Below are 21,410 nucleotides of genomic sequence, written 5' to 3' on the forward strand. Positions count from 1 at the left end.
GCCTCCTGCCAAAATCTCCTGACACAAACTGTCCAAGACACTTCAATCACATAACAAAAAACCCCGCCGAAAATCGACGGGGTTTGTCAGCAGTCTGAAAACCCGCCGGATTGCTCCGGCGGGTTTCTGGGGCGGGTTTCTGTCTGGCGTCGAGCAGATGGTTATTGCTGCTGGAGGTTCAGGATTCTGTTTGGAACCGGATCCTGCTGCTGTTCGACCTGCGGCCTGCGCCGTGGCAGTACCTGCTGCAGCAGCAGGCCCGGGTTGAGCTCCAAAGACGGTTGCCCGCCGACCGGCCGGCAGTTCGGATACCGCCCGATCGTGCCTTCAGGGCAGCGCCGCCTGATGATCGGCTGGCATTGGCCATTGATCATCTGTGAGCCCGGTGCGCATTCCACCTCCTGCCTGGGCTTGCGGCATGCGCCGTTGATCACCTGCGTCCCACGCGGACAGACACATTCGCCGCGCTTGTTGTGGACCTGGCCGGGTATGTCGCACTGCTCCTGCGTTGGCTGCTTGCGCCGGCAGGCATTGCCCTGCACCTCGGTACCCCTCGGGCAGACACAATCGCCGTTGGCGTCATGGACCTGGCCACGGATGGTGCACTGCTCCGGCTTTGGCTGGATCGGGCGGCAGGCGCCATTGCGCACCTCGGTCCCTCTCGGGCAGACACAATCGCCGTCCGAATTGTGGACCTGGCCACGGATCGTGCATTGCTCGGGCTTCGGCCGGATCGGGCGGCAGGCGCCATTGCGCACCTCGGTCCCCCTCGGGCAGACACAATCGCCGTCCGAATTGTGGACCTGGCCTCGGATCGTGCATTGCTCGGGCTTCGGCCGGATCGGACGGCAGGCACTGTCCCTGACTTCCGTACCCTTGGGGCAGACGCAATCGCCATCCGAATTGTGGACCTGGCCACGGATGGTGCACTGATCGGGCCTGTCGGTCCTGACGCATTTGCCGTTCTCAAGCCCGGTTCCGCGTGGGCAGACGCAGCGTCCGTCCTCGGTGCGGATCTGGCCTTCGAGCAGCACGCAGCGCGATGGTGGTGGCAGCGGCAGAACGTTGGTGCCACCGCCGGTGCACTGGCCGTTGCGGAAGGTTGTGCCTTCCGGGCAGACGCAGCGGCCGGCGTCGTTCATGACGAAGCCTGCCGAGCATTCCTTCTTCGTCTCCTGGCTGATGGTGAAGGGATGGCAGGCATAGGCCTTGCCGCGATCGCCCTGCACATTGGTCTGGTCGCCGCCAAGCACGTCGCCACCGCCTTGCACCCGCGTGTCGGGAGACAGGACGCCGACGCAGTTCTGGCCGCTGACGTTGCCCTGCAGATTGGCCAGGCGGCCGTCGTCGGGAATGACCACGGTGACATGATGCACCTGGCTTTCGCCTGCGCCGAGCGTCAGGTTGGCAATGCAGGACAGCGGCAAGGTTGCCGGTTCCGGCGAGCAGCCGAAGGGCGGATCGATCGACGTGATTTCAACGCCTTCCAGCCTGCCTAGACCCTCAACGCCGATCGCATCACCGATACGGACTGGACCCGAGAAGGGGGTCGTCCCGTCATTGGTGATGGTGATCTCGAACGAGCAGGGTTGGCCGAGCTTGCATTCGCGGTCGCCGGTCTTCTCAACACGGATGGTCGAGGTACCGCCGCCCTTGGCGCAGGCCTGGCCGATCGGATAGACGATGTCGTCGCCCGGGGCCGGACCATACGAACCGCGCGCGCAGTTCTCGAACGCGCCATTCGCCGAGACCGTCACGTCGAAGTGGCGGCTGGTTCCAGGTGTCATCACGGCACCGGGAATCTGGCACGACAGCGCATTGGCCGGAACCGGTCCGCACGCCCATTCCGCGCCGTCAGGGGTGACGGTCTGGATCTGGACGGGCGCGCCGCCGGCCACCAGCGTGGCGGCATCGTTGACCCGCACCGGACCGGTGGGGGCAGCGTTGCCAAGGCTGATGACGGTGATGCGGCAAGATACGACCCCGGCACCGGCGAGCGAGCCGTTGCACACCTTGGTGATGCGCAGGGTCGGCTTGCCGCCATTGGGATGACGGAAGCGTTCCTTGGCGCAGGCCTTGTTGTTGGTGAGGTCGACCTCACCGGGGATGGGCTTCACCGCGGCGCAGTTCTCCACCGCGTCAGACTGATAGCCGGCCGGCATAACCGCCTTGACGACGATCGGGGTCGAGGCGCCCGCGGGCAGCGAGATCCCCGCATTGTCGCAGCGGAACTGGCCGGGGCCGTTCGGTCCGCATGTCCAGGGCGGGCTCGGGCCAAAGGTCGAGGAGGACGGCGCGCCGCCCGGATAGCTGTCGATCACCGTCAGCGGCCCGTTATAGGTTGATGTGCCGTTGTTGATGATGTCGATCACGAAATAGCAGATGCCGTCGGCCGTGCAGACCGGGATACGGGCACGCTTCTTCAGGATCAGGTCGACCTTCTTTTCGACCAGCGGCCGACAGTCGCGGTCACGGTCGCCACGCCGGCAGATCGGGATCGCAGCACAGCCGCGATCGTTCGACTGGCTGCCGAACAGCGGCTTGCCGCTGGCCCCATAGTTGTAGGTGGCGCAGTTGCGCAGCACGGTGCCTTGCCAGCCTCCGGCCGGCTTGAAGCCGAGCTTGAGATCGACGGAGGCCCCCGGATTGAGCGTGGTCACCGGATAGGTGCACGCCATCGGGGTGGTGCCGGGTACGCAGACCCAGGGCGGATTGGGCCCTGAATCAAGCGTCGAGCCGGCCGGCAGAGTCACCTCGTCGAGCACGATCGTGCCGTGGTAGGCGCCGGTGCCGACATTGGTGACCCTGATGGTGAAGTCGCAGCCGCCGCCCATCGTGCAACGCGTCACGTTGGCGCGTTTCTCGACCTTGAGGTCCGGTTCCTTGTCCTTGGGTGGGCACCTGAGGTCACGCGGGATGACGATGTCGATTGTCTGCGTGCAGCACAGGCCCCAGCCTTCCTTCGGACCGGCATAGGTCTCGATGCCGGTGACGATGAGGTGGATGACGTCGCCGGGCGATGCGCCAACGATCTTCCAGTTGAGGACACCGCCGCCCGCCGGCACCAGTTGGCTGTCGGGGATGATGGTGATGCCGGGCGTGGTCGTCGACACCTGCATCCATTTGCCGCCCATCTCCGGGCCGACCGGCATGTGGTAGATGAAGGCGCCGCCGCCGGGCACGCAGTCGACCGTGCCGCGTTCCACCTTGAAGCATTCCTTGCCGGGAGGTGGCGGTGGCGGGTTGCACTTGGTGACGTCGATCTTGATCGAGGTCTTCACGCCGGTCTTGAAGTCGCCGTCGTCGGGCTTGCTCGGATCCTGCGACGGGATGATGGTCCCCGTGCCCGATCCGGCCGTCACCTTGATCATGCCCTGGTTGTCGACGACCGTCGGCGCGGGAAACGCCGCATGGTCGATCTTGGCGGTGATCTTGAAGGTGATGACGCGCTCGTTGGCAGCGCCGACGCCGTCGATATCGCTGGGGGAAATCCGGAAATCGGAAACAACAGCCGTATCGTTAGGATCGGCGGAGGTGCTGATCGTTGCGCCCGGCAATGGTCCGCCGGACGCATCCGTGCCGTCGCCGGACACGTTGACATTGACGATCGCAAGGCCATGCGGAAGCTGGTCCTTGAAGTCGAGTTGAAGTTTTTTCAGCCTGGCCACGAGGCTCGGGTCGGCAAAGCCTTGCGGGTCGCCGCGCAGGCCGAAGCTGAGCGAATAGACGACGTAGTCACAGCCTCGTTGAGTGCCTGTCTTGGTGAAGAAGGGTACGACCCGGTCGGGCCTCGGAGTGATGACGCGCGAACTGTCGAGGTCGAGCTTCAGCTCCGGGGTGATTGGGGCAGAGTCTTCCGCAAAGCCTTGCACCGGGGTCAGCATGGCGACCGCGATACCGGCCGCCATCAGCCAGCGCGCGCCGCGCCTGGCGTATGACAGGGGTTTCATGATCGTCTCCATGACGGTTGTTTGAGCGTTCGTCGCGAGCGGGGAGAGTGCGAGATTTTTCATCTTCCCCTCCTCAACGTTCGCAGCTGACGGCTGGGGTTCTGAGCGGCAAAGTCATCTTGCAGCAAGGGTAGTAGCCACCCTTGTCCTTGTCGGACTTCCTGTAGAAGCAGAGCCCGACATCGACTGTGTCGCCCGGATAGTGGCCGGTGATGTCGACCGTGTAAGGCTTGCCGGGCGCATGCGACTGGGATGATGTCACCCCGACGCCTGGCGTCCTGGACTGGGCCTTGATCGAATCGCCGCCGAAGCCGGCATGGTCATGGAGATAGAGATCGGCCTGGAGGCCGCGAGGCGTGCAGTAATACTGGACATCCTCGACATCGATGCACGGAGGCAGATTGCCGGGCGGTGGGAAGTCCGGCGGGTAGAAGGGGGGCAGGTAGCCGCCCGGGATTTCTTCATAATAGCCGGCGCGGCCCTCGCAAGGATGCCAGACGGCAACGTCGCCGACATGGCCCTCGACCTCCGGGTCTTCAAAATAGCCGTCGAAATCGACGAACCAGGAGCCGAAGGGCGGCGCGTTGGCCGGCTTGACCAGCTCTTTCGGCGTGATCTGCACGCCATGCACGGCGAGCGGCCCGCCGGCGGCGAGCCGTTCGGGGAGAGCCGGATTGTCGCGCAGCTTGTCGCCGGTGTTCACCAGCGTCTGCGTGCAGACCGAGTTGTCGAGATTGCCGTCGCCGTCATAGCCATATTGCAGGTCGAGACCGCCGGCCGACTGCCTGAAACCTGGCGGGAAGCCGACCGCATATTCCTGCGGCATTTCCACCCAGACCGATTCGGTTGCCGGATCGTCCGGGTTCTCGCGCCAGTAGCGGATGACCTCTCCCTTGCCGGAATCGGCGAACTGACTGTAATCGTAGCGGTTCTCGACCGGGCCGCGCTGGGCCAGGTACATGAAACCGCTGTTGTCGAAGGCGATGTCGGTGACGGCGTAGTCCTTGTCGGCCTTGACCGTCAGTTCCCAGCGCGGGTCGCCGGCAAAGGTGCCGTCGCGGGCGATGCCCACCGACCAGATTTCCGACTTTTCGCCGACCGAGTAGTAGAGCCGGCCGCCATGATAGGAGACGGCCCAGATGCGACGCTCGTCCTGCGTGTAGCCCCAGCTGTCGGGGTCTTCGCTGTCGAAGGCCGCGCCCTGTATGTCCATGATCGACCCGTCGTCGGCGACAGGAGCGAGGCCATGCGCGGGCCGGCCGGCGACGCCATGGTCGAAGCTGTCGATCAACCTGCCGTCGGCATCGATGCGATGGATCAGGCCGGTGTCGAGGTCGGAAGCAAAGAACTGGCGGTGGCTAGGATCGAAGGTGAGATTGCCGATGCCGGGACCGCTGTTGGTGTCGATGTCGGCGAATTTGGAGACCTGGCCGGTGAAGCCGTCGATCTTCCAGATGGTGCCCGGCCCGCCACCGTTTTCGGTGCCGAACTGGCCATCCATGAAGGTGGCGCCGGCCGCGCCGCGACGCTGCCGCTCGGGGCGACCGTCATCGTCGGCGTCCGGCGTGACGATGCGGATGCCGTGCAGCGAGGTGGCGCCGGCATAGAGATTGGGAATGCCGGAGGGGACGCCATCGCGCACGCCGTCATCATAGGTGACGCCGAACACCTGGCCGATCTGCTCCGCCGTCACCTCGAAAGGCGGCGGCGTGTTGACGAGTTGGCCGGAGGCTGGTCCGCCCAGATGCGAAACGTCGAACACGCGCAAGGTGGCGCGCGTGGGGTCGATGAAGGTTTCGTCGACCGGATCGACGCCGGGCGGCAGGCCCTCGTCGAAATTGGGAATGATGGTGCCGGAAAATCCGGTCACCGCCATCGAGCCGGGATAGATGATCTGGGTTTCCTGCGCCTGCGCGGCGCCACCCGGCCACAGGCCGGCGGCTAGCGCCAGCGCCAGCAATGCGCCGCCTGCATGCGCGGCACGACGCAAACGACCGTCAAGAGACGACACGAACGAGCCGCGGATGCGAGACATGACACTCCCCCCGTAGTCGACGGGAGAAACGTCCGGTCTGGCCGCGCAAATCAGGGCAAGGCGCGGTATTCCGGCTCGTTCTTCCCTGATCGAATTGTCTGCTTCCCTCGTTGTCACGATACGCCTGCTCTTACGCAGGGTCAACGGAATCAGCGGAAAGCCCAGCGCATCGACCCCGTCCCGAAGGCGGTGGTCGCGCCGAGCTCCTGTTGTTCCCGGAGACCGCGGAGTCTCTGGGTTATTGGTCATGGGGGGCTTCCTTTCCGGGCCGCACCATGCGGCACCTGGACATCAGTCGCGGGCGGAGGTGGAAAGGTTCATGGAAGCCTTGCGCAGAATGCTTGCGCGCGATGCCGCCTGTTCTTATATACGCGCCAAGCCGTTCGGTGCCGGAATGCCGGTTGCCGGAACGGGATTTCTTGTGAACAGGGGCTTTCGTCGGAATGCCTGTACGGGTCCTGAGAGCCTGCTTAGCGGAGAGACTAGAAAAATGGCAAAAGTAATCGGTATCGATCTCGGCACCACCAACTCCTGTATCGCCATCATGGATGGCAAGGAGCCGAAGGTAATTGAGAATGCGGAAGGCGCACGCACGACGCCTTCCATCGTCGCCATCTCAGGCGATGACGAACGTCTGGTCGGCCAGCCGGCCAAGCGCCAGGCGGTCACCAATCCTGAAAACACCATCTTCGCGGTCAAGCGCCTGATCGGCCGCCGGTATGACGATCCGGTGACGGAGAAGGACAAGAAGCTTGTCCCCTACAAGATCGTCAAGGGCGACAATGGCGATGCCTGGGTCGAAGCCGGCGGCAGGAAGCAGTCGCCCTCGCAGATTTCGGCCATGATCCTGCAGAAGATGAAGGAGACGGCGGAAGCCTATCTCGGCGAGAAGGTCGAGAAGGCGGTCATCACCGTGCCGGCCTATTTCAACGACGCCCAGCGCCAGGCAACCAAGGACGCCGGCAAGATCGCCGGCCTGGAAGTGCTGCGCATCATCAACGAGCCGACTGCCGCGGCGCTTGCCTATGGCCTCGACAAGAAAGAAGGCAAGACCATCGCCGTCTATGACCTTGGCGGCGGCACGTTCGACATTTCGGTGCTTGAAATCGGCGACGGCGTGTTCGAGGTGAAGTCGACCAACGGCGACACCTTCCTCGGCGGCGAGGATTTCGACATGCGCCTGGTCGAGTACCTGGCGGCCGAGTTCAAGAAGGAACAGGGCATCGACCTGAAGAACGACAAGCTTGCCCTGCAGCGCCTCAAGGAGGCGGCTGAAAAGGCCAAGATCGAGCTGTCGTCGACCACCCAGACCGAAATCAACCTGCCCTTCATCACCGCCGACGCGACCGGGCCGAAGCACCTGACGCTGAAGCTGACGCGCGCCAAGTTTGAGCAACTGGTTGACGACCTGGTCCAGCGCACGATTGCCCCTTGCAAGGCGGCGCTCAAGGATGCCGGCCTGAAGGCCGGCGAGATCGACGAAGTCGTTCTGGTCGGCGGCATGACCCGCATGCCCAAGATCCAGGAGATCGTGAAGCAGTTCTTCGGCAAGGAGCCGCACAAGGGCGTCAATCCGGATGAGGTCGTCGCTCTCGGCGCCGCCATCCAGGCCGGCGTGCTGCAGGGCGACGTCAAGGACGTGCTGTTGCTCGACGTGACGCCGCTGTCGCTCGGCATCGAGACGCTGGGTGGCGTGTTCACGCGCCTGATCGAACGCAACACGACGATCCCGACCAAGAAGAGCCAGGTGTTCTCGACGGCCGAGGACAGTCAATCGGCCGTGACCATCCGGGTCTTCCAGGGTGAGCGCGAAATGGCCGCCGACAACAAGGCGCTTGGCCAGTTCGACCTGGTCGGCATCCCGCCGGCGCCGCGCGGCGTGCCTCAGATCGAGGTCACCTTCGACATCGACGCCAACGGCATCGTCAACGTCTCGGCCAAGGACAAGGGCACCGGCAAGGAACACCAGATCCGCATCCAGGCATCGGGTGGTCTTTCGGACGCCGACATCGAGAAGATGGTCAAGGACGCCGAGGCCAATGCCGAGACCGACAAGAAGCGCCGCGCGCTGGTCGAAGCCCGCAATCAGGCCGAAGCGCTGCTGCATTCCTCGGAGAAGTCGCTGAAGGAATATGGCGAGAAGGTTTCGGAAGGCGACCGCACGGCAATTGCCGATGCAATCACGGCGCTGAAGACCGCGACCGAAGGCGATGACGCGGCCGACATCGAGGCCAAGAGCCAGGCGCTCGCCGAGGCTTCGATGAAGCTTGGCCAGGCCATGTACGAGGCTTCGCAGAAGGAAGCGGCGGAAGCCGATGCCAAGGCGGACGCCGCCAAGGACAGCGATGTGGTCGATGCCGATTTCGAGGAAATCGACGAAGACGACGACAAGAAGAAGTCGGCCTGAACCGCTTGACGGCAAGATAGAGCGAAAAGCCCGGCGAAGGCCGGGCTTTTTTGCAACCCCTTGCAGAAAAACAGCGGGCCTTGCTGAAAAAATGCAGGCAAACCGGCGTCGACACTGGCATCCCGCTTCCATCGCACCTAAATCGGAACGGCAATGCCGGCAAACGACGCAACAATGCTTCAAGACGTTGAGCATCCGGACAGCGGGAAAAAATGAAAGCTGATTTCTACGAGACGCTGGGCGTGCAAAAGGGCGCCGATGAGAGGGAGCTCAAGAGCGCTTTCCGCAAGCTCGCCATGCAGTTCCACCCCGACCGCAACCCCGGCGATCATTCCTGCGAGCACAAGTTCAAGGAAATCAACGAAGCCTACGAGACGCTGAAGGACCCGCAGAAGCGTGCGGCCTATGACCGCTTCGGCCACGCGGCCTTCGAGCAGGGCGGCATGAATGGCGGCGCGCAAGGCTTTGGCGCCGGCGGCTTCGCCGACATCTTCGAGGACATTTTCGGCGACATGATGGGCGGGCGCCAGCGCCGCTCGTCGGGCGGCCGCGAGCGCGGCGCTGACCTGCGCTATAACATGGAAATCACGCTGGAAGAGGCCTTTGCCGGTAAGACCGCGCAGATCCGCGTGCCGGCGTCGATCTCCTGTTCGGAATGTTCGGGCAGCGGCGCCAAGCCCGGCACCCAGCCCGTCACCTGCTCGATGTGCAACGGCCACGGCAAGGTGCGCGCCACGCAAGGCTTCTTCTCGATCGAGCGGACCTGTCCGCAGTGCCAGGGGCGTGGCCAGACCATCAAGGACCCCTGCCCGAAATGCGCCGGCCAGGGCCGCGTCACCGAGGAGCGTTCGCTGTCGGTCAACATCCCGGCCGGCATCGAGGACGGCACCCGCATCCGCCTTGCCAATGAAGGCGAGGCCGGCCTGCGCGGCGGGCCATCGGGCGACCTCTATATTTTCCTGGCGGTGAAGCCGCACGAGTTCTTCCAGCGCGATGGCGCCGACCTCTATTGCAAGGTGCCGATCTCGATGACGACGGCGGCCCTTGGCGGCTCCTTCGAGGTGACGACGCTGGACGGCACCCAGACCAAGGTCAAGGTGCCGGAAGGCACCCAGAACGGCCGCCAGTTCCGCCTCAAGGGCAAGGGCATGCCGGTGCTGCGTCAGCCCAATGTCGGCGACCTCTACATCCAGACCGCGGTCGAGACGCCGCAGAACCTGACCCGCCGCCAGCGCGAACTGCTGGAGGAGTTCGAACAGCTCTCCTCGCAGGACAATTCGCCCCAATCGAGCGGCTTTTTCGCCCGCATGAAGGATTTCTTCGAATCCTTCGGCGAGCGTTGATGCAAGTCGCCCGGCAGCGGAACCGGCCTGCAGCGCGAAAATCCGTGACCCGGGCAACCCCTTGAGACGCGACGAAAGTTATCTTATCCACGACATGTGTCCGGCCGCGCCTTGCCTTGCACCGCTCAGGTGTTAAGTAACTTGCGGGGAGCGCTGAGGAGAACTTGCATGACACGTGGCCCTGGACTGCGAAAGGCGCTTGTCGAAAAGTTCGACGACGAACTCAAATTCTTCAAGGGCTGGATCGACAAGCCGAAGACCGTCGGCTCGATCGTGCCGACCAGTTCGATCACCGCCCGCAAGATGGCTTCGATCGTCAATCCGAAATCCGGCCTGCCGGTGCTCGAGGTCGGTCCCGGCACCGGCGTCATCACCCGCGCCATCCTCGCCCAGGGCGTGCGGCCCGAAAACCTCTACGCGGTCGAATATTCCGCGGATTTCGTCCGTCACCTGCGGCGGCTCTATCCCGGCGTCAACGTCATCGAGGGCGACGCCTTCAATCTCAACGCCACGCTTGGCGACAAGAGCGGGATGATCTTCGATTCCGTCGTTTCCGGCGTGCCGCTGCTTAACTTTCCGGTCGCCCAGCGCATCGCCTATATCGAGAGCCTGCTCGACCGCATCCCGGCCGGACGGCCGATCGTGCAGCTGACCTATGGCCCGATGTCTCCGATCCCGGCCGGCCGCGGCGACTACACGGTCAAGCATTTCGATTTCATCTTCCGCAACATCCCGCCGACGCAGCTGTGGATCTATCGCCGCGAGGCCCATTAGTTCCTCGGCGCGGGGCTGTTCGCCTATCACTTCGTCATCCACGGGCGGAGCAAGGAGCGTAGCGACGCGGCGCAGACCCGAGGATCCTGGCTTCGCTCAGGGATGACGAAGTTGGCGTTGATTTGAGCGGGCCTTGGCTGTACCTGTCCGGGAACAAGGGTGGCCAATGGCAGTGATCCCGAAAATCCTCGTCTTCGCCGGCTCGGTGCGCAGCGGCGCCTATAGCGGCAGGACCGCCGACGTGGCGCAGAAGGAACTTGCGATGCAAGGCGCCGAGGTGACCCGCATCTCGCTCGCGGACTATCCCTTGCCGATCATGGACGAGGATCTGGAAAAGGAACAACGTGTTCCCGAAAACGCCCAGAGACTCGGCCGTCTGGTGATCACCCATGACGGGTTGCTGATCGCCACGCCGGAATACAACGGCTCCATACCGCCGCTGCTCAAGAACACGATCGACTGGGTAAGCCGTGTGCGCAGGGATGCCGGCCGGCCGGTCAGGCCGCTTGCCGGCAAGGTCGCCGGCCTCTGCTCATCCTCCAACGGGCACTTTGCCGGCATCCGTTGCATCAACCATCTGCGCGCCGTGCTGGTACGCTGCCAGATGGAGGTGGTGACGCCGGAATGCTCGGTGCCCGAGGGCGGCGAGGCCTTCGACGAGGACGGCCATTTCCGTGACGAAAGACTGCACAAATCGATGGAGCACCTATGCCGCACGCTGATCGAAACCTCGCGCATGCTGTCCACCCGGATCGCGACATGATTGCCGGCACCTTGCAGGCCCAATCCATGCAGGAAAGACTGATCGTCGGCCTCGACGTGCCGACCGTGAAGGAAGCCGAGCAGGCGGTGCGCGAACTCGACGGCGTCGTCTCCTTCTACAAGATCGGCTACCAGCTTGCCTTCGCCGGCGGGCTCGATTTCGCCCGCGAACTGGCCAGCGGCGGCACCAAGGTCTTCCTCGACATGAAGCTGCTCGACATCGACCACACCGTGGCCAAGGGCGTCGAGAACATCGTCAGGATGGGCATGACCATGCTGACCATCCACGCCTATCCCAAGGCGATGGCGGCCGCGGTGGAAGCAGCACGCGGCAGCAACCTTTGCCTGCTTGCCGTCAGCGTGCTGACCTCGATGGACGAGCAGGACATGATCGATGTCGGCTATGAGTACGACCCGCATACGCTGGTGCTCAGGCGCTCCGAACAGGCACTGCATGCCGGCATGGGCGGCATCGTCTGCTCGGCCGCGGAGGCCGAAGCGGTGCGCCGCATCGTCGGCCCCGACATGGCGGTGGTGACGCCGGGCATCCGTCCCACGGGCAGCGACCATGGCGACCAGAAGCGCGTGGTGACGCCGGGCCAGGCAATCCGCAACGGCTCTAGCCACCTCGTCGTCGGCCGCCCGATCATTGCTGCGGCCAACAAACGAGAAGCGGCAGAAGCCATCCTTGACGAAATGCGCTCGGCATAATCCAAAAAACGACTTCGGAGACAAGACATGCCCAAGGGATACTGGATCGCTCGCGTCGATGTGCGCGATGCCGAAGGCTACAAGGACTATGTCGCCGCTGCCAAGCCTGCCTTCGAGCGCTTCGGCGCGAAATTCCTGGCGCGCGGCGGCGAACATGAAAAGGCCGAAGGGCCCGGCCGCGCACGCAATGTCATCATCGAGTTCGAATCGCTCGCTGCCGCACACGATTGCTACCACTCGCCTGAATACCAGCGCGCCGTCGCCATCCGCCAGAAGGTCGCCGATGGCGAGATCGTCCTGGTCGAGGGCACCTGAGGCCCACCGAACCATTCCGAAAAGTGGCATCCGGTCTTCACCGGATACGACGCTCAAGACCGGAGAGAACCTGGCGGCGCTTCAAGCGAAGCCCCCGCAGGTAGACTTCCCGTATCTTCGCCCCGCGCCTCCGTGGCGACCTGCCAAGTAGCAGGCGCCAGCCCGCGGAGCGTTGCCGACGCGCGGCTTGTCGAACGACCGACTGTCCGAACAGCCTTCGCTTTGAGCCATTGCGACGCCGGGCTGACTGCTGCTTGACATGCAGGTATTTACCTGCATATTGCGATCTTACAAACGAGCGAGATCGATGGACGCCGACAAGGTTTTCAAAGCGCTGGGCGACCCGACACGCAGAAGGCTGCTTGACCTTCTGTGTGAGCAGAACGGGCAGACGCTCGGCCAGCTTTGCGAAAACCTGGACATGGCCAGGCAATCCGCCACCCAGCACCTCGACCTGCTGGAGGCGGCCAATCTGGTGAGCACGGTCAAGCGCGGCCGCGAAAAGCTACATTTCATCAACCCCGTACCGCTGCACGAAGTCTACGAGCGCTGGGTGCGGAAATTCGAACGGCAGCGGCTCAGCCTGCTGCACGACCTCAAGCAAGAACTCGAAGGAGAGGACCAATGACCAGAGAGACGACCAGCTTTGTCTACGTGACCTATATCCGCTCGACGCCGCAGAAGGTGTTCGAGGCCATCATCAAGCCTGATGTCGCAAGGCGCTACTGGGGCCACGAGAACGTCTCCGACTGGAAGGCGGGATCGAAATGGGAGCACATCCGCGCTAATGACGAACGGACCGTCGAACTCGTCGGCAAGGTCGTCGAGATCTCGCCGCCGACCCGCCTCGTCATCACCTGGGCCAACGCTTCGCAGGCGGACGATCCGTCGAAAACCAGCCGCGTGACGTTCGCCATCGAGGAATACGACACCATGGTGCGGCTGACCGTCAGCCATGACGAACTCGAGGCCGGCAGCGGCATGGCGAAGGGCGTCAGCCAGGGTTGGCCGGCCGTGCTGTCGAGCATGAAATCCTTCCTGGAAACCGGAAGCGGCATCGACCTGTTCGCCAAACCGAAATCAGCCCTGATCGCAGCGGGAGCATGACAATGACCAAGCGCTATACCGGCGGCTGTGCATGCGGCGCGATCCGCTATGAAACCAGCGGCGAGCCCATCTTCCAGAACCACTGCCAATGCGTCGATTGCCAGAAGCGCTCAGGCACGGGCCATGGATCCTATATGACCTTCGGCCGGCGCGCCGATATGGCGATCACCGGCGAGGCGAGCACTTGGCGGGCGGCGGGCGCCAGCGGCAATGAAAAGATCCACGCCTTCTGCCCGACCTGCGGGACGCCGGTCTACCTGACATTCGTCGCCATGCCGGAGTTCATAGCGATCAACGCCACCAGCCTTGACGACCCGGACCAGTTCAATCCGCAGGCGGTCACCTATACCATCCGCGCTCATGCCTGGGACAAGATGGATCCGTCCTTGCAGGCGTTCGAGCGAATGCCTCGGGGATAAGGCCTGCTGGTCGGTCTGCGATCTGCCGTGGCGCCATTAAACGCGACACGCGTGGCCGATCAGCCGGCTGGCCGCGGTTTCGGCCATGGCATCGGCCAGATCGAGACCCCATTGCTGGCGGCAGTAGGCGCGGAAATCGAAGCAGGGCAGGCCGGGGCAAACCTCGAACTCGATGAGATGGACAGTGTCGTCGGCCTCGACCCTGAGATCGATGGAAAACACATCGCGCAGGCCGAGCCGGCTCATCAGCCGCTCGGCGATGGCACGAATCCTGGCGTCGGCGGCCGGCTGGCTGTCGGCAACCGCGACGAGTTCCGGTTCGGCGTAGTGTCCCGCCGCTTTCGCTGCCTCGCCAGTGTCGCCATAGAGCGCCAGGCTGTCCGCCATGGTCTGGAAATCGGCGCCTGAATCGACAAAGGCCACGCCAAGCGCTTCGACCCCGGCGCCAGGCACCAGGCCGAGAAAACTGCCGCGCACGTTGCGGCCGGCGACATAGGGCTGGACGACGACATCATCGCGATAGGCGGCAAAAACGCGCCGGCTGAGCTCCAGCGCGTGGCTGAGGTCGGCCACATGCGAATCCGGCCAGATGCCGATCTTGGCGCCGAGCCGGTTGGGCTTGACGAACCAGCCGGCCGCAGAGGCCGGCGGATCGACCAGCCACTTGCCGTCGCGTGCAAGACCGGCCTGCGGCACCGGTAGGCCGAGCGCGCCAAGCACGGCGCCGGAACGGAACTTGTCCTGGCAGAGCGCGAACAGCGCATCGTCGGCGCCGATCGTCTTGAAGCCGCCCAGTCGCGCCAAGGCGGGCGCCGCGCCGCCGCGGAAATAGGCGATGCCGTCGGTCAGCGTCCAGACCAGCGTTGTGCTGGGATGCTCGCCGGCGAGCACGCTCGCGGCGCCGTCGAGCGCCACCGGCGTGAAAGACAGGCCGCGTGCCTGGCAGGCCCGGCCAAGCGCCCCGAATTCGAGAGCGAGGTCCGTCGACTGCGCCAGATAGGATGCGATTTCGGCAGCGCGCTCCGGTGCATGACCGTCGGCGACCAGACGGTCGAAGCAAGCCTTCTCCGGCTCATAAACGAGGATCAGTCTTGGCCTGCGGCTCGGCATGAGGTGAACGATTCCCGGCGGTACGATTGCCTACCATCGCACGGTGAAGGCAATCGGCTCCCGCGAAACCGACCGGGTCGGACGGATGCGTGACAACGCATCGCCGACGGGCGGCCACAGTTCAATCAGGCGATCAGCACGCGCGGTTCGAAGCGGCCGTTGACGGGGATGTCGAGCAGGAAGGTCATGCCCGCCTGCGGATCGATCTGGCGCTGCTTTTCGTCCTTGCCCTTCCAGGCGGAAGTGACGGCCAGACGATCGGCTTTCCGGCCGACAAAGGCCGGGCAGGACGGCTGCGTCACCGGTATCGGGATTTCGCGCAGCAGCGCGCCTTCAGGCGAATAGGCCTTGACCACCTTGCCGCCCCAGACGGCGTTCCACAGCACGCCGTCGCGGTCGACGACCGAGCCGTCGACATAGCCCTTGGACGAGCGGTGATCGACGAACACCTTCGGCTCGCCCGCAGGCAGGCCGGTAGCCGGGTCGCAGGCGACGCGCATCAACAGGCCGGTCGCGGTGTCGGTGTAGTAGGCGAGTGCGCCGTCTTCAGAAAAACAGATCGAATTGGAGACGGTGATGTCGGAAAACAGACGGCGAAGCTCGCCCTTGAAGAACCAGTAGATCGAGCCCGCGCCCTTGCTCTCGTCCTTGGCCATCGTGCCGACCCAGAATGCGCCGCAGGGATGGACGCGCGAATCGTTGGAACGCGTGAGCGCATTGTCGGCTTCAACAGGTGTGTGCAGTGTCAGCTTGCCTGTCGCCGCGTCGCGTACGTGCAGGCCGGTCTCGGTGGCGATCAGCTGGCGCTTGTCGTCGATGACGGCGATGGCGCTGGCCATCTGGCCGAGGTCGTGGATCTTCAGCGAACCGGAGGCGACGCCCTGCTCCAACAAAAGGCCGTTGACGATGTCGAACCAGAATAGCGCATCGGTGGCGGGATCGTAGCTCGGCCCTTCGCCGAGCTGGCAGATGTAATCGGAGAAAACCGAAACCTCGCTCATCATGCTTCCCCGAACACCGCGTCCCAGGCCGTGACCGCGGCGTGCGCGCGGGCCGCCACGTCGTCGACGCTCATGCCCGGTTTGAACAGGCTGGAGCCAAGTCCGAAGGCCGTCACGCCCGCCGCCTTGTAGCCGGCAAAGTCTTTTTCAGAGACGCCGCCGACGGCGCCGACCAATGTCTGCGCCGGCAAGACCGCGCGCATCGCGGAAATGCCGCCGGCACCCAGCACGCTCGCCGGGAAGAATTTCAGGGCCGAGGCGCCGAGCTTGATCGCCAGGAAAGCCTCGGTCGGCGTGAACACGCCGGGCATGGTCACCATGCCGTAGTGCATGGCGCGCGCCATCACCTCGGCATCGATGTTGGGGCTGACCAGCAACCGCCCGCCTGCCTTGTGCAGGCCATCGACATCGGCTGGTGTCAGCACCGTGCCAGCGCCAACCAAAGCGGTTTTCGGAAGCACTTCGACGATCCCAGCGATTGACGAAAACGGCTCCGGTGAGTTCAGCGGCACTTCGATCGCCTCGATGCCGGCGTCGAACAGTGCCTGGCCTATGGCGATCGCCTCAGTCGGCTTGAGGCCGCGCAGGATGGCGACCAGCCCGCGCTTGAGCTTGGGGAAAGGTGCGGTCTGGCTCATCGGGTTGCTCCAATTCTGGCGATCATGCCGTTCTCGCGCGCCGCCTCGACGAGACCGGCGCGCACCGCCTCGTCGGCGTCGACATTCCGGACCTCAAGCCCGGCAAGACCAAGGGCGGCCTGGTAGAGCGCGGCCAGCGCGCCGGAGGCAACCAGCACCACGGGTTCCGCTCCGGCGCCGTGGCGGCGGCTGGCAGAGGCGATCTCGGCGCCGATCAAAAGGCCGGACAGGCAGGCTGCGGCATCGTCGGCTTTCAGGTCCTGCAGCAGGCCGGCGGCGCGGATGGAAAACAGCCGCGAGGTGACATCGCCGCCTTCGCCCAATGCGGTTTCGCACCAGCGGTGGAAGAACGGATTGTCCGATGTGACGGGCTTGGGATGTTCGCCGAGCAAATGGCGCAGGATCGAATGCGCGGCAAGCACCGAGAACAGCTCGCCGGTCGGCCAGGTGCCGAAGCCGGCAACGGCGCCGTCCTCGACCTGCACCCATTTCGAATGGGTGCCGGGCATGCAGACCAGTTGGCGTCCCTTGGCCGGCAGGCCGGCGCCGGCAAGCTGGGTTTCCTCGCCGCGCATGACGTCGGGCGCGTCAGTCAGCCGCTGGGCAAGACCCGGAACGATGCGGATGTCACGGCTCTGGCCGGGCACGCTGGCGGCACCCGCCAGGATGGCATCGATCGGCGCCGGCACGGTGACATAGGGCGCTTCCAGCCAGCCCTGACGAGAGCCGGCCATGCCGCAGATGATGACGGGCAGCGCCTCCGGTGCTCCCATCGCCGCCAGATGCCCCTCGAGAAGTGTCGAAAAGCCTTTCTGCTGCGCGGTGATCAAGCCATCATCGCCGCGGCGTTCGGCAAGCACCTTGCCTTGCCCATCGATCAGCCAGACGCGCATGCGGGTCGTGCCCCAGTCGACTGCGGCTACCGCCGGCGCGTTGCCGGCAAACCCTGGGCTCACAAGAAACCTCCATCGACGATCAGCATCTGCGCCGTCAGCATGCGCGAGGCGTCCGAGGCGAGGAACAGCACGGTGCCGACGATGTCGTCCGGCTGCATTACCTGCTTGATGCACTGCTTGGCGACATGGGCGGCAAGCGCCTCTTCGGTCACCCAGAGCTCCTTCTGCCGCTCTGTGATCACCCATCCGGGCGCAATGGCGTTGACGCGGATACCATCGACGCCGAGCTTGCCGGCCAGCCCCTTGGTCAGACCCAGGATGCCGGCCTTGGCGGCCGTGTAGGACGGCATGTCGGGGTGGTTGATCAAGTAGGATGTCGAGGTGAAGTTGATGATCGAGCCGCCGCCAGCCCGCTTCATGCCCGGCGCCACCGCTTGCGCGGTGAAGAAATGCGGCCGCAGATTAATGGCCTGGTTGTTGTCCCAGAATTCGACCGTCACGTCTTCGACGGCGTGGCGTTCGTCCCACGCGGCATTGTTGACCAGCACGGTGACATCGCCATGCGCCTCGGCGGCCTTCGCGGCGGACGCCCGCAGGGCCTCGATGTCGCGCAGATCGGTCTTGAGATAGAGCGGCCGCTTGCCGAACTCGTTCTCGACGCGGTCGGCGAGTATCGTGCTTGGGCCGTCGGCGATGTCGATGAAGGCGACATTGGCGCCCTGGCGCACAAAACCCTCGGTCAGTGCCGCGCCAATTCCGGAGCCGCCGCCGGTGATCAGCACCGAGGCTCCTTCGAGGTCGGCAAAATGCGCCGATGGCATCATCGTTCTTGTCTCCCAGCGCATGACCCCGAAAATCGGATCGATTTTCGGAAAGGGATCATGCGCAAAATGTAAATTGCTACAGCGTCCTTTGCGCGTCCAAGAGGACGCGCGGCGCTGTAGTCGTGACCGGCGCGCATCCTAGCCACGCAAGGCGCGCGGGCAAGGGCGAACCGCCGGATTTCTGGGCTTATGTCAGACAAAACGACAATGCGCCGCACCGGATGCGCACAACCGCACTGTCGGGATTGCGGGCCGCGGGGGATCGCCGGTCAGATCGCCTTGGCGCGCAGGGCGCCGCGGAAGGAATCGCGGAGATAGCCGAGCGTAGCGGCGGCATCGACCGGTTTGCCGAACAGATAGCCCTGTCCGCCGGCGCAGCCGAACTGGACGAGGCGGTCGGCCTGCGCTTCCTGCTCGATGCCTTCGGCGACGACGTCCATGCCGAGCCCTTCGCACATGGCGAGAATGGCGCGGATGATGTGTTCGGACGGCCTGTCATCGAGAATGGAGGAGACGAAGGCGCGGTCGATCTTGAGCTTGTCGAAATGGAATTCGCGCAGACGGCCGAGCGAGGACTGGCCAGTGCCGAAATCGTCGAGCGAGACGCGGATGCCGACGCGGCGCAGATCCTCGACGATCTGCGCGGCCGAGGCCGGGTCGTTCATCAGGCCGGTCTCGGTGATCTCGATCTCCAGCCGGCGCGGATCGAATCCGGTGCGGTCGAGGATCGCCAGTATGTGCAGCCCAGTGTTCTGGTCGACGAGCTGCGAGGGCGACAGGTTGAACGAAAGGAACAGGTCCTTCGGCCAGCTTCTGGCCGCCTCTGTCGCCTTGCGCAGCACCAGCTGCGACAGCGGGCCGATGATGCCGCGCTCCTCGGCAATGGGAATGAAGACCGTTGGCGGCACGGAGCCCAGGTCGCGATCGGTCCAGCGCGCCAGCGTCTCGAAGCCGATGGTGCGGCGCGTGTTGAGGTCGACGATGGGCTGGAAATGCGGCTCCACCTCGCCGGCCGAAACGGCCCGGCGCAGCGCCTGTTCGATGCGGGTGACGCGCTTGGCCGCCTCTTCCATCTCGCGGGTGTAGACGACGACGCGGCCACGGCCGGAACGCTTGGCGTGATAAAGCGCCGTCTCTGCCTTGTTGATGAGGATCTCAGTGGTCTCGTCGCCGGAATAGAACAGCGAGCAGCCCACCGAGGCCGAAAGCCTGGCTGTGCGTTCGCCGACATCATAGGGCGCCGACAGGATCTCGATCAGCATGCGGGACCTTTCGGCCGCTGCATCCTCGCTGAACACCAGGGGATAGAGAAAGGCGAATTCGTCGGCGCCGATGCGGCAGACCGTTGAGTGGCCGTCCATTGAGGCGCGCAGCCGCATGGCGACCTGTATCAGGATATCGTCACCGGCCTTGTGGCCGAACAAATCGTTGATCGGCTTGAAGCCGTCGAGATCGAGAATGCCGACGGTAAAGGGTGCGGGATCGTCGGCACGGTCGCTGATCAAGCGATCGACCTTGTCGAAGAAGCGGCGATGGTTGCCAAGCCCGGTCAACGGATCTGTGAATGCCAGATCCGTGCTCTCCCTGTTTGCCTGACCGGTGCCAAACGAAGTTTGCATCGGTGTCCCTGTTTTGTGACGTCGGAATTTATTTCCGAGACTGGCAGCAAACCCTTTAGGAAACGTATCCCCAAATCGATTATTCGCGGGTAAAATGCGTCACCTTCGGGAAGGTCGCCGCGGTGCGCGTCGAAGCTTTTTTTCATGCACATCTTCAGCCATCCGACCGGACACGAGAGGGTTCGGGCGCAGCACCCTTTTGTGAATGCGATCCGCGCAGGCCAGCGACGGCAGTTGGTTGGTCGGCAAGATTGGAGGCCAGCTCAGCTTTGCGACTTGCTGATGCCAATCTTCAAATGTCGCGATTGGCAGACGGGCAGTGAGCCTGTACAGGCAAGACAGTCGCCCATCCGAGCCGCCGGAGACCCGCCATGAAGCTTAAAATCGCCGTCCAGATGGACCACATCTCCACCGTGTCGATCGCCGGCGACACCTCGTTCGCGCTGTCGCTGGAAGCGCAGCGGCGCGGCCATAAGCTGTTCCACTACACGCCAGACCGGCTGTCGTTGCGCGACGGCAAGGTGTTTGCCCGCATCGAGGAAATGCAGGTGCGCGACGAGAAGGGCAGCCATTATTCGCTGGGCGAGGAGGTGCGTACCGATCTGTCGGAGATGGACGTCGTCCTGCTGCGCCAGGATCCGCCCTTCGACATGAACTACATCACCACCACGCACATTCTGGAGCGCATCCATCCCGGGACGTTGGTGGTCAACGACCCCGCCTGGGTGCGCAACAGCCCGGAAAAGATCTTCGTCACCGAGTTTTCCGACCTGATGCCGGACACGCTGATCACCAAGGATCCGCTCGAAGTTGCCGCCTTCCGCAAGGAGTTCGGCGACATCATCGTCAAGCCGCTCTACGGCAATGGCGGCGCCGGTATCTTCCATCTGCACGAGGCCGACCGCAACCTTGCCTCCCTGCTCGAAATGTTCGGCCAGATGTTCCGCGAGCCCTATATCGTGCAGCGCTATCTGAAGGACGTTCGCAAGGGCGACAAGCGCATCATCCTGATCGACGGCGAACCGGTCGGCGCCATCAACCGGGTGCCGGCCGAGCATGATTCCCGCTCCAACATGCATGTCGGCGGCCGCGCCGAGAAAACCGAGCTGACGGAACGCGAGCGCGAGATCTGTGCCCGCATCGGGCCGTCGCTGAAAGAGCGCGGCTTCATCCTCGTCGGCATCGACGTCATCGGCGACTACATGACCGAGATCAACGTGACCTCGCCGACCGGCGTGCGCGAGGTCAAGCGCTTCGGCGGCGCCGACATCGCCAGCCTGTTCTGGGATGCGGTCGAGGACAAGCGGCGGACGTAGTCCGTTTTTACTTTGTCTTAACCATGTTCCGGTTTTGCAACCGGGCTCAATTCGGCTGCAACCTGCGCGCTCACATGTTCCTGTAATGTTCTTGATTTGACCAAGGAATTGTGATTGTCTCCCCGAGGGGCCGTTCCTGGCCTGATCGCACGGGCTGGGGCCAGCCTAAATTGGGGTTGCACG

Annotated in this window: 18 protein-coding genes; 10 read left to right on the forward strand and 8 right to left on the reverse strand. The window is 64.1% G+C overall.

Going from position 1 to position 21,410, the window contains the following annotated elements:
- Window positions 1–161 precede the first annotated feature (161 nt).
- Window positions 162–4,013 (reverse strand): DUF11 domain-containing protein, encoded by a 3,852-nt coding sequence (locus ASD99_RS11400; RefSeq protein ID WP_057143732.1) that lies wholly within the window; start codon window positions 4,011–4,013, stop codon window positions 162–164.
- 10 nt (window positions 4,014–4,023) lie between these two features.
- A complete protein-coding gene (locus ASD99_RS11405) occupies window positions 4,024–5,985 on the reverse strand; it encodes a hypothetical protein (RefSeq protein ID WP_082583251.1) in 1,962 nt (653 codons plus the stop codon).
- Between the two features lie 490 nt (window positions 5,986–6,475).
- Here ASD99_RS11405 and dnaK point away from each other — a divergent pair, with 490 nt between their 5' ends.
- The 9 genes from dnaK to ASD99_RS11450 all read left to right on the forward strand — a co-directional run bounded on the left by dnaK (window position 6,476) and on the right by ASD99_RS11450 (window position 13,823).
- Complete coding sequence (gene dnaK / locus ASD99_RS11410) at window positions 6,476–8,392, forward strand: molecular chaperone DnaK (protein ID WP_056592624.1); 1,917 nt, start codon at window positions 6,476–6,478, stop codon at window positions 8,390–8,392.
- A gap of 212 nt (window positions 8,393–8,604) precedes the next feature.
- Window positions 8,605–9,735, forward strand: coding sequence for a molecular chaperone DnaJ (gene dnaJ, locus ASD99_RS11415; RefSeq protein WP_056592621.1), 1,131 nt, complete (start codon window positions 8,605–8,607; stop codon window positions 9,733–9,735).
- A gap of 168 nt (window positions 9,736–9,903) precedes the next feature.
- Window positions 9,904–10,509, forward strand: a complete 606-nt coding sequence (pmtA, locus tag ASD99_RS11420; protein WP_057143735.1) for a phospholipid N-methyltransferase PmtA — start codon at window positions 9,904–9,906, stop codon at window positions 10,507–10,509.
- A 166-nt stretch (window positions 10,510–10,675) separates the two neighbouring features.
- Window positions 10,676–11,272 carry an NADPH-dependent FMN reductase gene (locus ASD99_RS11425; RefSeq protein ID WP_057143737.1) on the forward strand — a complete coding sequence of 199 codons (597 nt, stop codon included), beginning with the start codon at window positions 10,676–10,678 and terminating at the stop codon, window positions 11,270–11,272.
- Window positions 11,269–11,982 carry an orotidine-5'-phosphate decarboxylase gene (gene pyrF, locus ASD99_RS11430; RefSeq protein WP_056592610.1) on the forward strand — a complete coding sequence of 238 codons (714 nt, stop codon included), beginning with the start codon at window positions 11,269–11,271 and terminating at the stop codon, window positions 11,980–11,982. Before ASD99_RS11425 ends, pyrF begins: the two co-directional genes overlap by 4 nt.
- A 27-nt stretch (window positions 11,983–12,009) precedes the next feature.
- Window positions 12,010–12,297, forward strand: a complete 288-nt coding sequence (locus ASD99_RS11435; protein WP_057143738.1) for a DUF1330 domain-containing protein — start codon at window positions 12,010–12,012, stop codon at window positions 12,295–12,297.
- 307 nt (window positions 12,298–12,604) lie between these two features.
- The gene (locus ASD99_RS11440; protein ID WP_056592605.1) at window positions 12,605–12,925 is read left to right on the forward strand and encodes an ArsR/SmtB family transcription factor; all 321 of its coding nucleotides are present in this window, start codon (window positions 12,605–12,607) and stop codon (window positions 12,923–12,925) included.
- Window positions 12,922–13,404, forward strand: a complete 483-nt coding sequence (locus ASD99_RS11445) for an SRPBCC family protein (protein WP_057143740.1) — start codon at window positions 12,922–12,924, stop codon at window positions 13,402–13,404. Before ASD99_RS11440 ends, ASD99_RS11445 begins: the two co-directional genes overlap by 4 nt.
- A gap of 2 nt (window positions 13,405–13,406) precedes the next feature.
- Entirely contained in the window at window positions 13,407–13,823 is a 417-nt protein-coding gene (locus ASD99_RS11450; protein ID WP_057143742.1) for a GFA family protein, read from the forward strand.
- Window positions 13,824–13,859: 36 nt separating this feature from the next.
- On the opposite strand, the gene ASD99_RS11455 is transcribed toward ASD99_RS11450, so the two are convergent.
- From ASD99_RS11455 to ASD99_RS11480, 6 genes are all read right to left on the reverse strand, one after another.
- On the reverse strand, window positions 13,860–14,933 hold the full coding sequence (locus ASD99_RS11455) for a D-alanine:D-lactate ligase-like protein (RefSeq protein ID WP_057143743.1): 1,074 nt from the start codon (window positions 14,931–14,933) through the stop codon (window positions 13,860–13,862).
- 125 nt (window positions 14,934–15,058) lie between these two features.
- On the reverse strand, window positions 15,059–15,934 hold the full coding sequence (locus tag ASD99_RS11460; protein WP_056592593.1) for an SMP-30/gluconolactonase/LRE family protein: 876 nt from the start codon (window positions 15,932–15,934) through the stop codon (window positions 15,059–15,061).
- Window positions 15,934–16,572, reverse strand: coding sequence for a 2-dehydro-3-deoxy-6-phosphogalactonate aldolase (locus ASD99_RS11465; RefSeq protein ID WP_056592590.1), 639 nt, complete (start codon window positions 16,570–16,572; stop codon window positions 15,934–15,936). The genes ASD99_RS11460 and ASD99_RS11465 overlap by 1 nt, the downstream gene beginning before the upstream one ends.
- Window positions 16,569–17,528, reverse strand: coding sequence for a 2-dehydro-3-deoxygalactonokinase (locus ASD99_RS11470; protein WP_057143745.1), 960 nt, complete (start codon window positions 17,526–17,528; stop codon window positions 16,569–16,571). Before ASD99_RS11470 ends, ASD99_RS11465 begins: the two co-directional genes overlap by 4 nt.
- A complete protein-coding gene (locus ASD99_RS11475; protein ID WP_057143746.1) occupies window positions 17,525–18,292 on the reverse strand; it encodes an SDR family NAD(P)-dependent oxidoreductase in 768 nt (255 codons plus the stop codon). Before ASD99_RS11475 ends, ASD99_RS11470 begins: the two co-directional genes overlap by 4 nt.
- 269 nt (window positions 18,293–18,561) lie before the next feature.
- A complete protein-coding gene (locus ASD99_RS11480; protein ID WP_056592581.1) occupies window positions 18,562–19,911 on the reverse strand; it encodes a putative bifunctional diguanylate cyclase/phosphodiesterase in 1,350 nt (449 codons plus the stop codon).
- Between the two features lie 371 nt (window positions 19,912–20,282).
- On the opposite strand from ASD99_RS11480, the gene gshB reads away from it, so the two are divergent.
- Entirely contained in the window at window positions 20,283–21,227 is a 945-nt protein-coding gene (gshB, locus tag ASD99_RS11485) for a glutathione synthase (protein ID WP_056592578.1), read from the forward strand.
- The last annotated feature ends 183 nt before the right edge of the window (window positions 21,228–21,410 follow it).

This window comes from Mesorhizobium sp. Root695, from assembly GCF_001428185.1.
Lineage (GTDB): Bacteria > Pseudomonadota > Alphaproteobacteria > Rhizobiales > Rhizobiaceae > Mesorhizobium.

Coding starts and splice junctions, on each gene's coding strand:
- ASD99_RS11445 (WP_057143740.1), top strand. CDS start 12,922: ATGACCAGAGAGACGACCAGCTTTGTCTACGTGACCTATATCCGCTCG.
- ASD99_RS11440 (WP_056592605.1), top strand. CDS start 12,605: ATGGACGCCGACAAGGTTTTCAAAGCGCTGGGCGACCCGACACGCAGA.
- pyrF (WP_056592610.1), top strand. CDS start 11,269: ATGATTGCCGGCACCTTGCAGGCCCAATCCATGCAGGAAAGACTGATC.
- ASD99_RS11460 (WP_056592593.1), bottom strand. CDS start 15,934: ATGAGCGAGGTTTCGGTTTTCTCCGATTACATCTGCCAGCTCGGCGAA.
- ASD99_RS11425 (WP_057143737.1), top strand. CDS start 10,676: ATGGCAGTGATCCCGAAAATCCTCGTCTTCGCCGGCTCGGTGCGCAGC.
- ASD99_RS11480 (WP_056592581.1), bottom strand. CDS start 19,911: ATGCAAACTTCGTTTGGCACCGGTCAGGCAAACAGGGAGAGCACGGAT.
- ASD99_RS11450 (WP_057143742.1), top strand. CDS start 13,407: ATGACCAAGCGCTATACCGGCGGCTGTGCATGCGGCGCGATCCGCTAT.
- dnaK (WP_056592624.1), top strand. CDS start 6,476: ATGGCAAAAGTAATCGGTATCGATCTCGGCACCACCAACTCCTGTATC.
- ASD99_RS11405 (WP_082583251.1), bottom strand. CDS start 5,985: ATGTCTCGCATCCGCGGCTCGTTCGTGTCGTCTCTTGACGGTCGTTTG.
- gshB (WP_056592578.1), top strand. CDS start 20,283: ATGAAGCTTAAAATCGCCGTCCAGATGGACCACATCTCCACCGTGTCG.
- ASD99_RS11465 (WP_056592590.1), bottom strand. CDS start 16,572: ATGAGCCAGACCGCACCTTTCCCCAAGCTCAAGCGCGGGCTGGTCGCC.
- ASD99_RS11400 (WP_057143732.1), bottom strand. CDS start 4,013: ATGAAAAATCTCGCACTCTCCCCGCTCGCGACGAACGCTCAAACAACC.
- ASD99_RS11455 (WP_057143743.1), bottom strand. CDS start 14,933: ATGCCGAGCCGCAGGCCAAGACTGATCCTCGTTTATGAGCCGGAGAAG.
- ASD99_RS11435 (WP_057143738.1), top strand. CDS start 12,010: ATGCCCAAGGGATACTGGATCGCTCGCGTCGATGTGCGCGATGCCGAA.
- dnaJ (WP_056592621.1), top strand. CDS start 8,605: ATGAAAGCTGATTTCTACGAGACGCTGGGCGTGCAAAAGGGCGCCGAT.
- pmtA (WP_057143735.1), top strand. CDS start 9,904: ATGACACGTGGCCCTGGACTGCGAAAGGCGCTTGTCGAAAAGTTCGAC.
- ASD99_RS11475 (WP_057143746.1), bottom strand. CDS start 18,292: ATGATGCCATCGGCGCATTTTGCCGACCTCGAAGGAGCCTCGGTGCTG.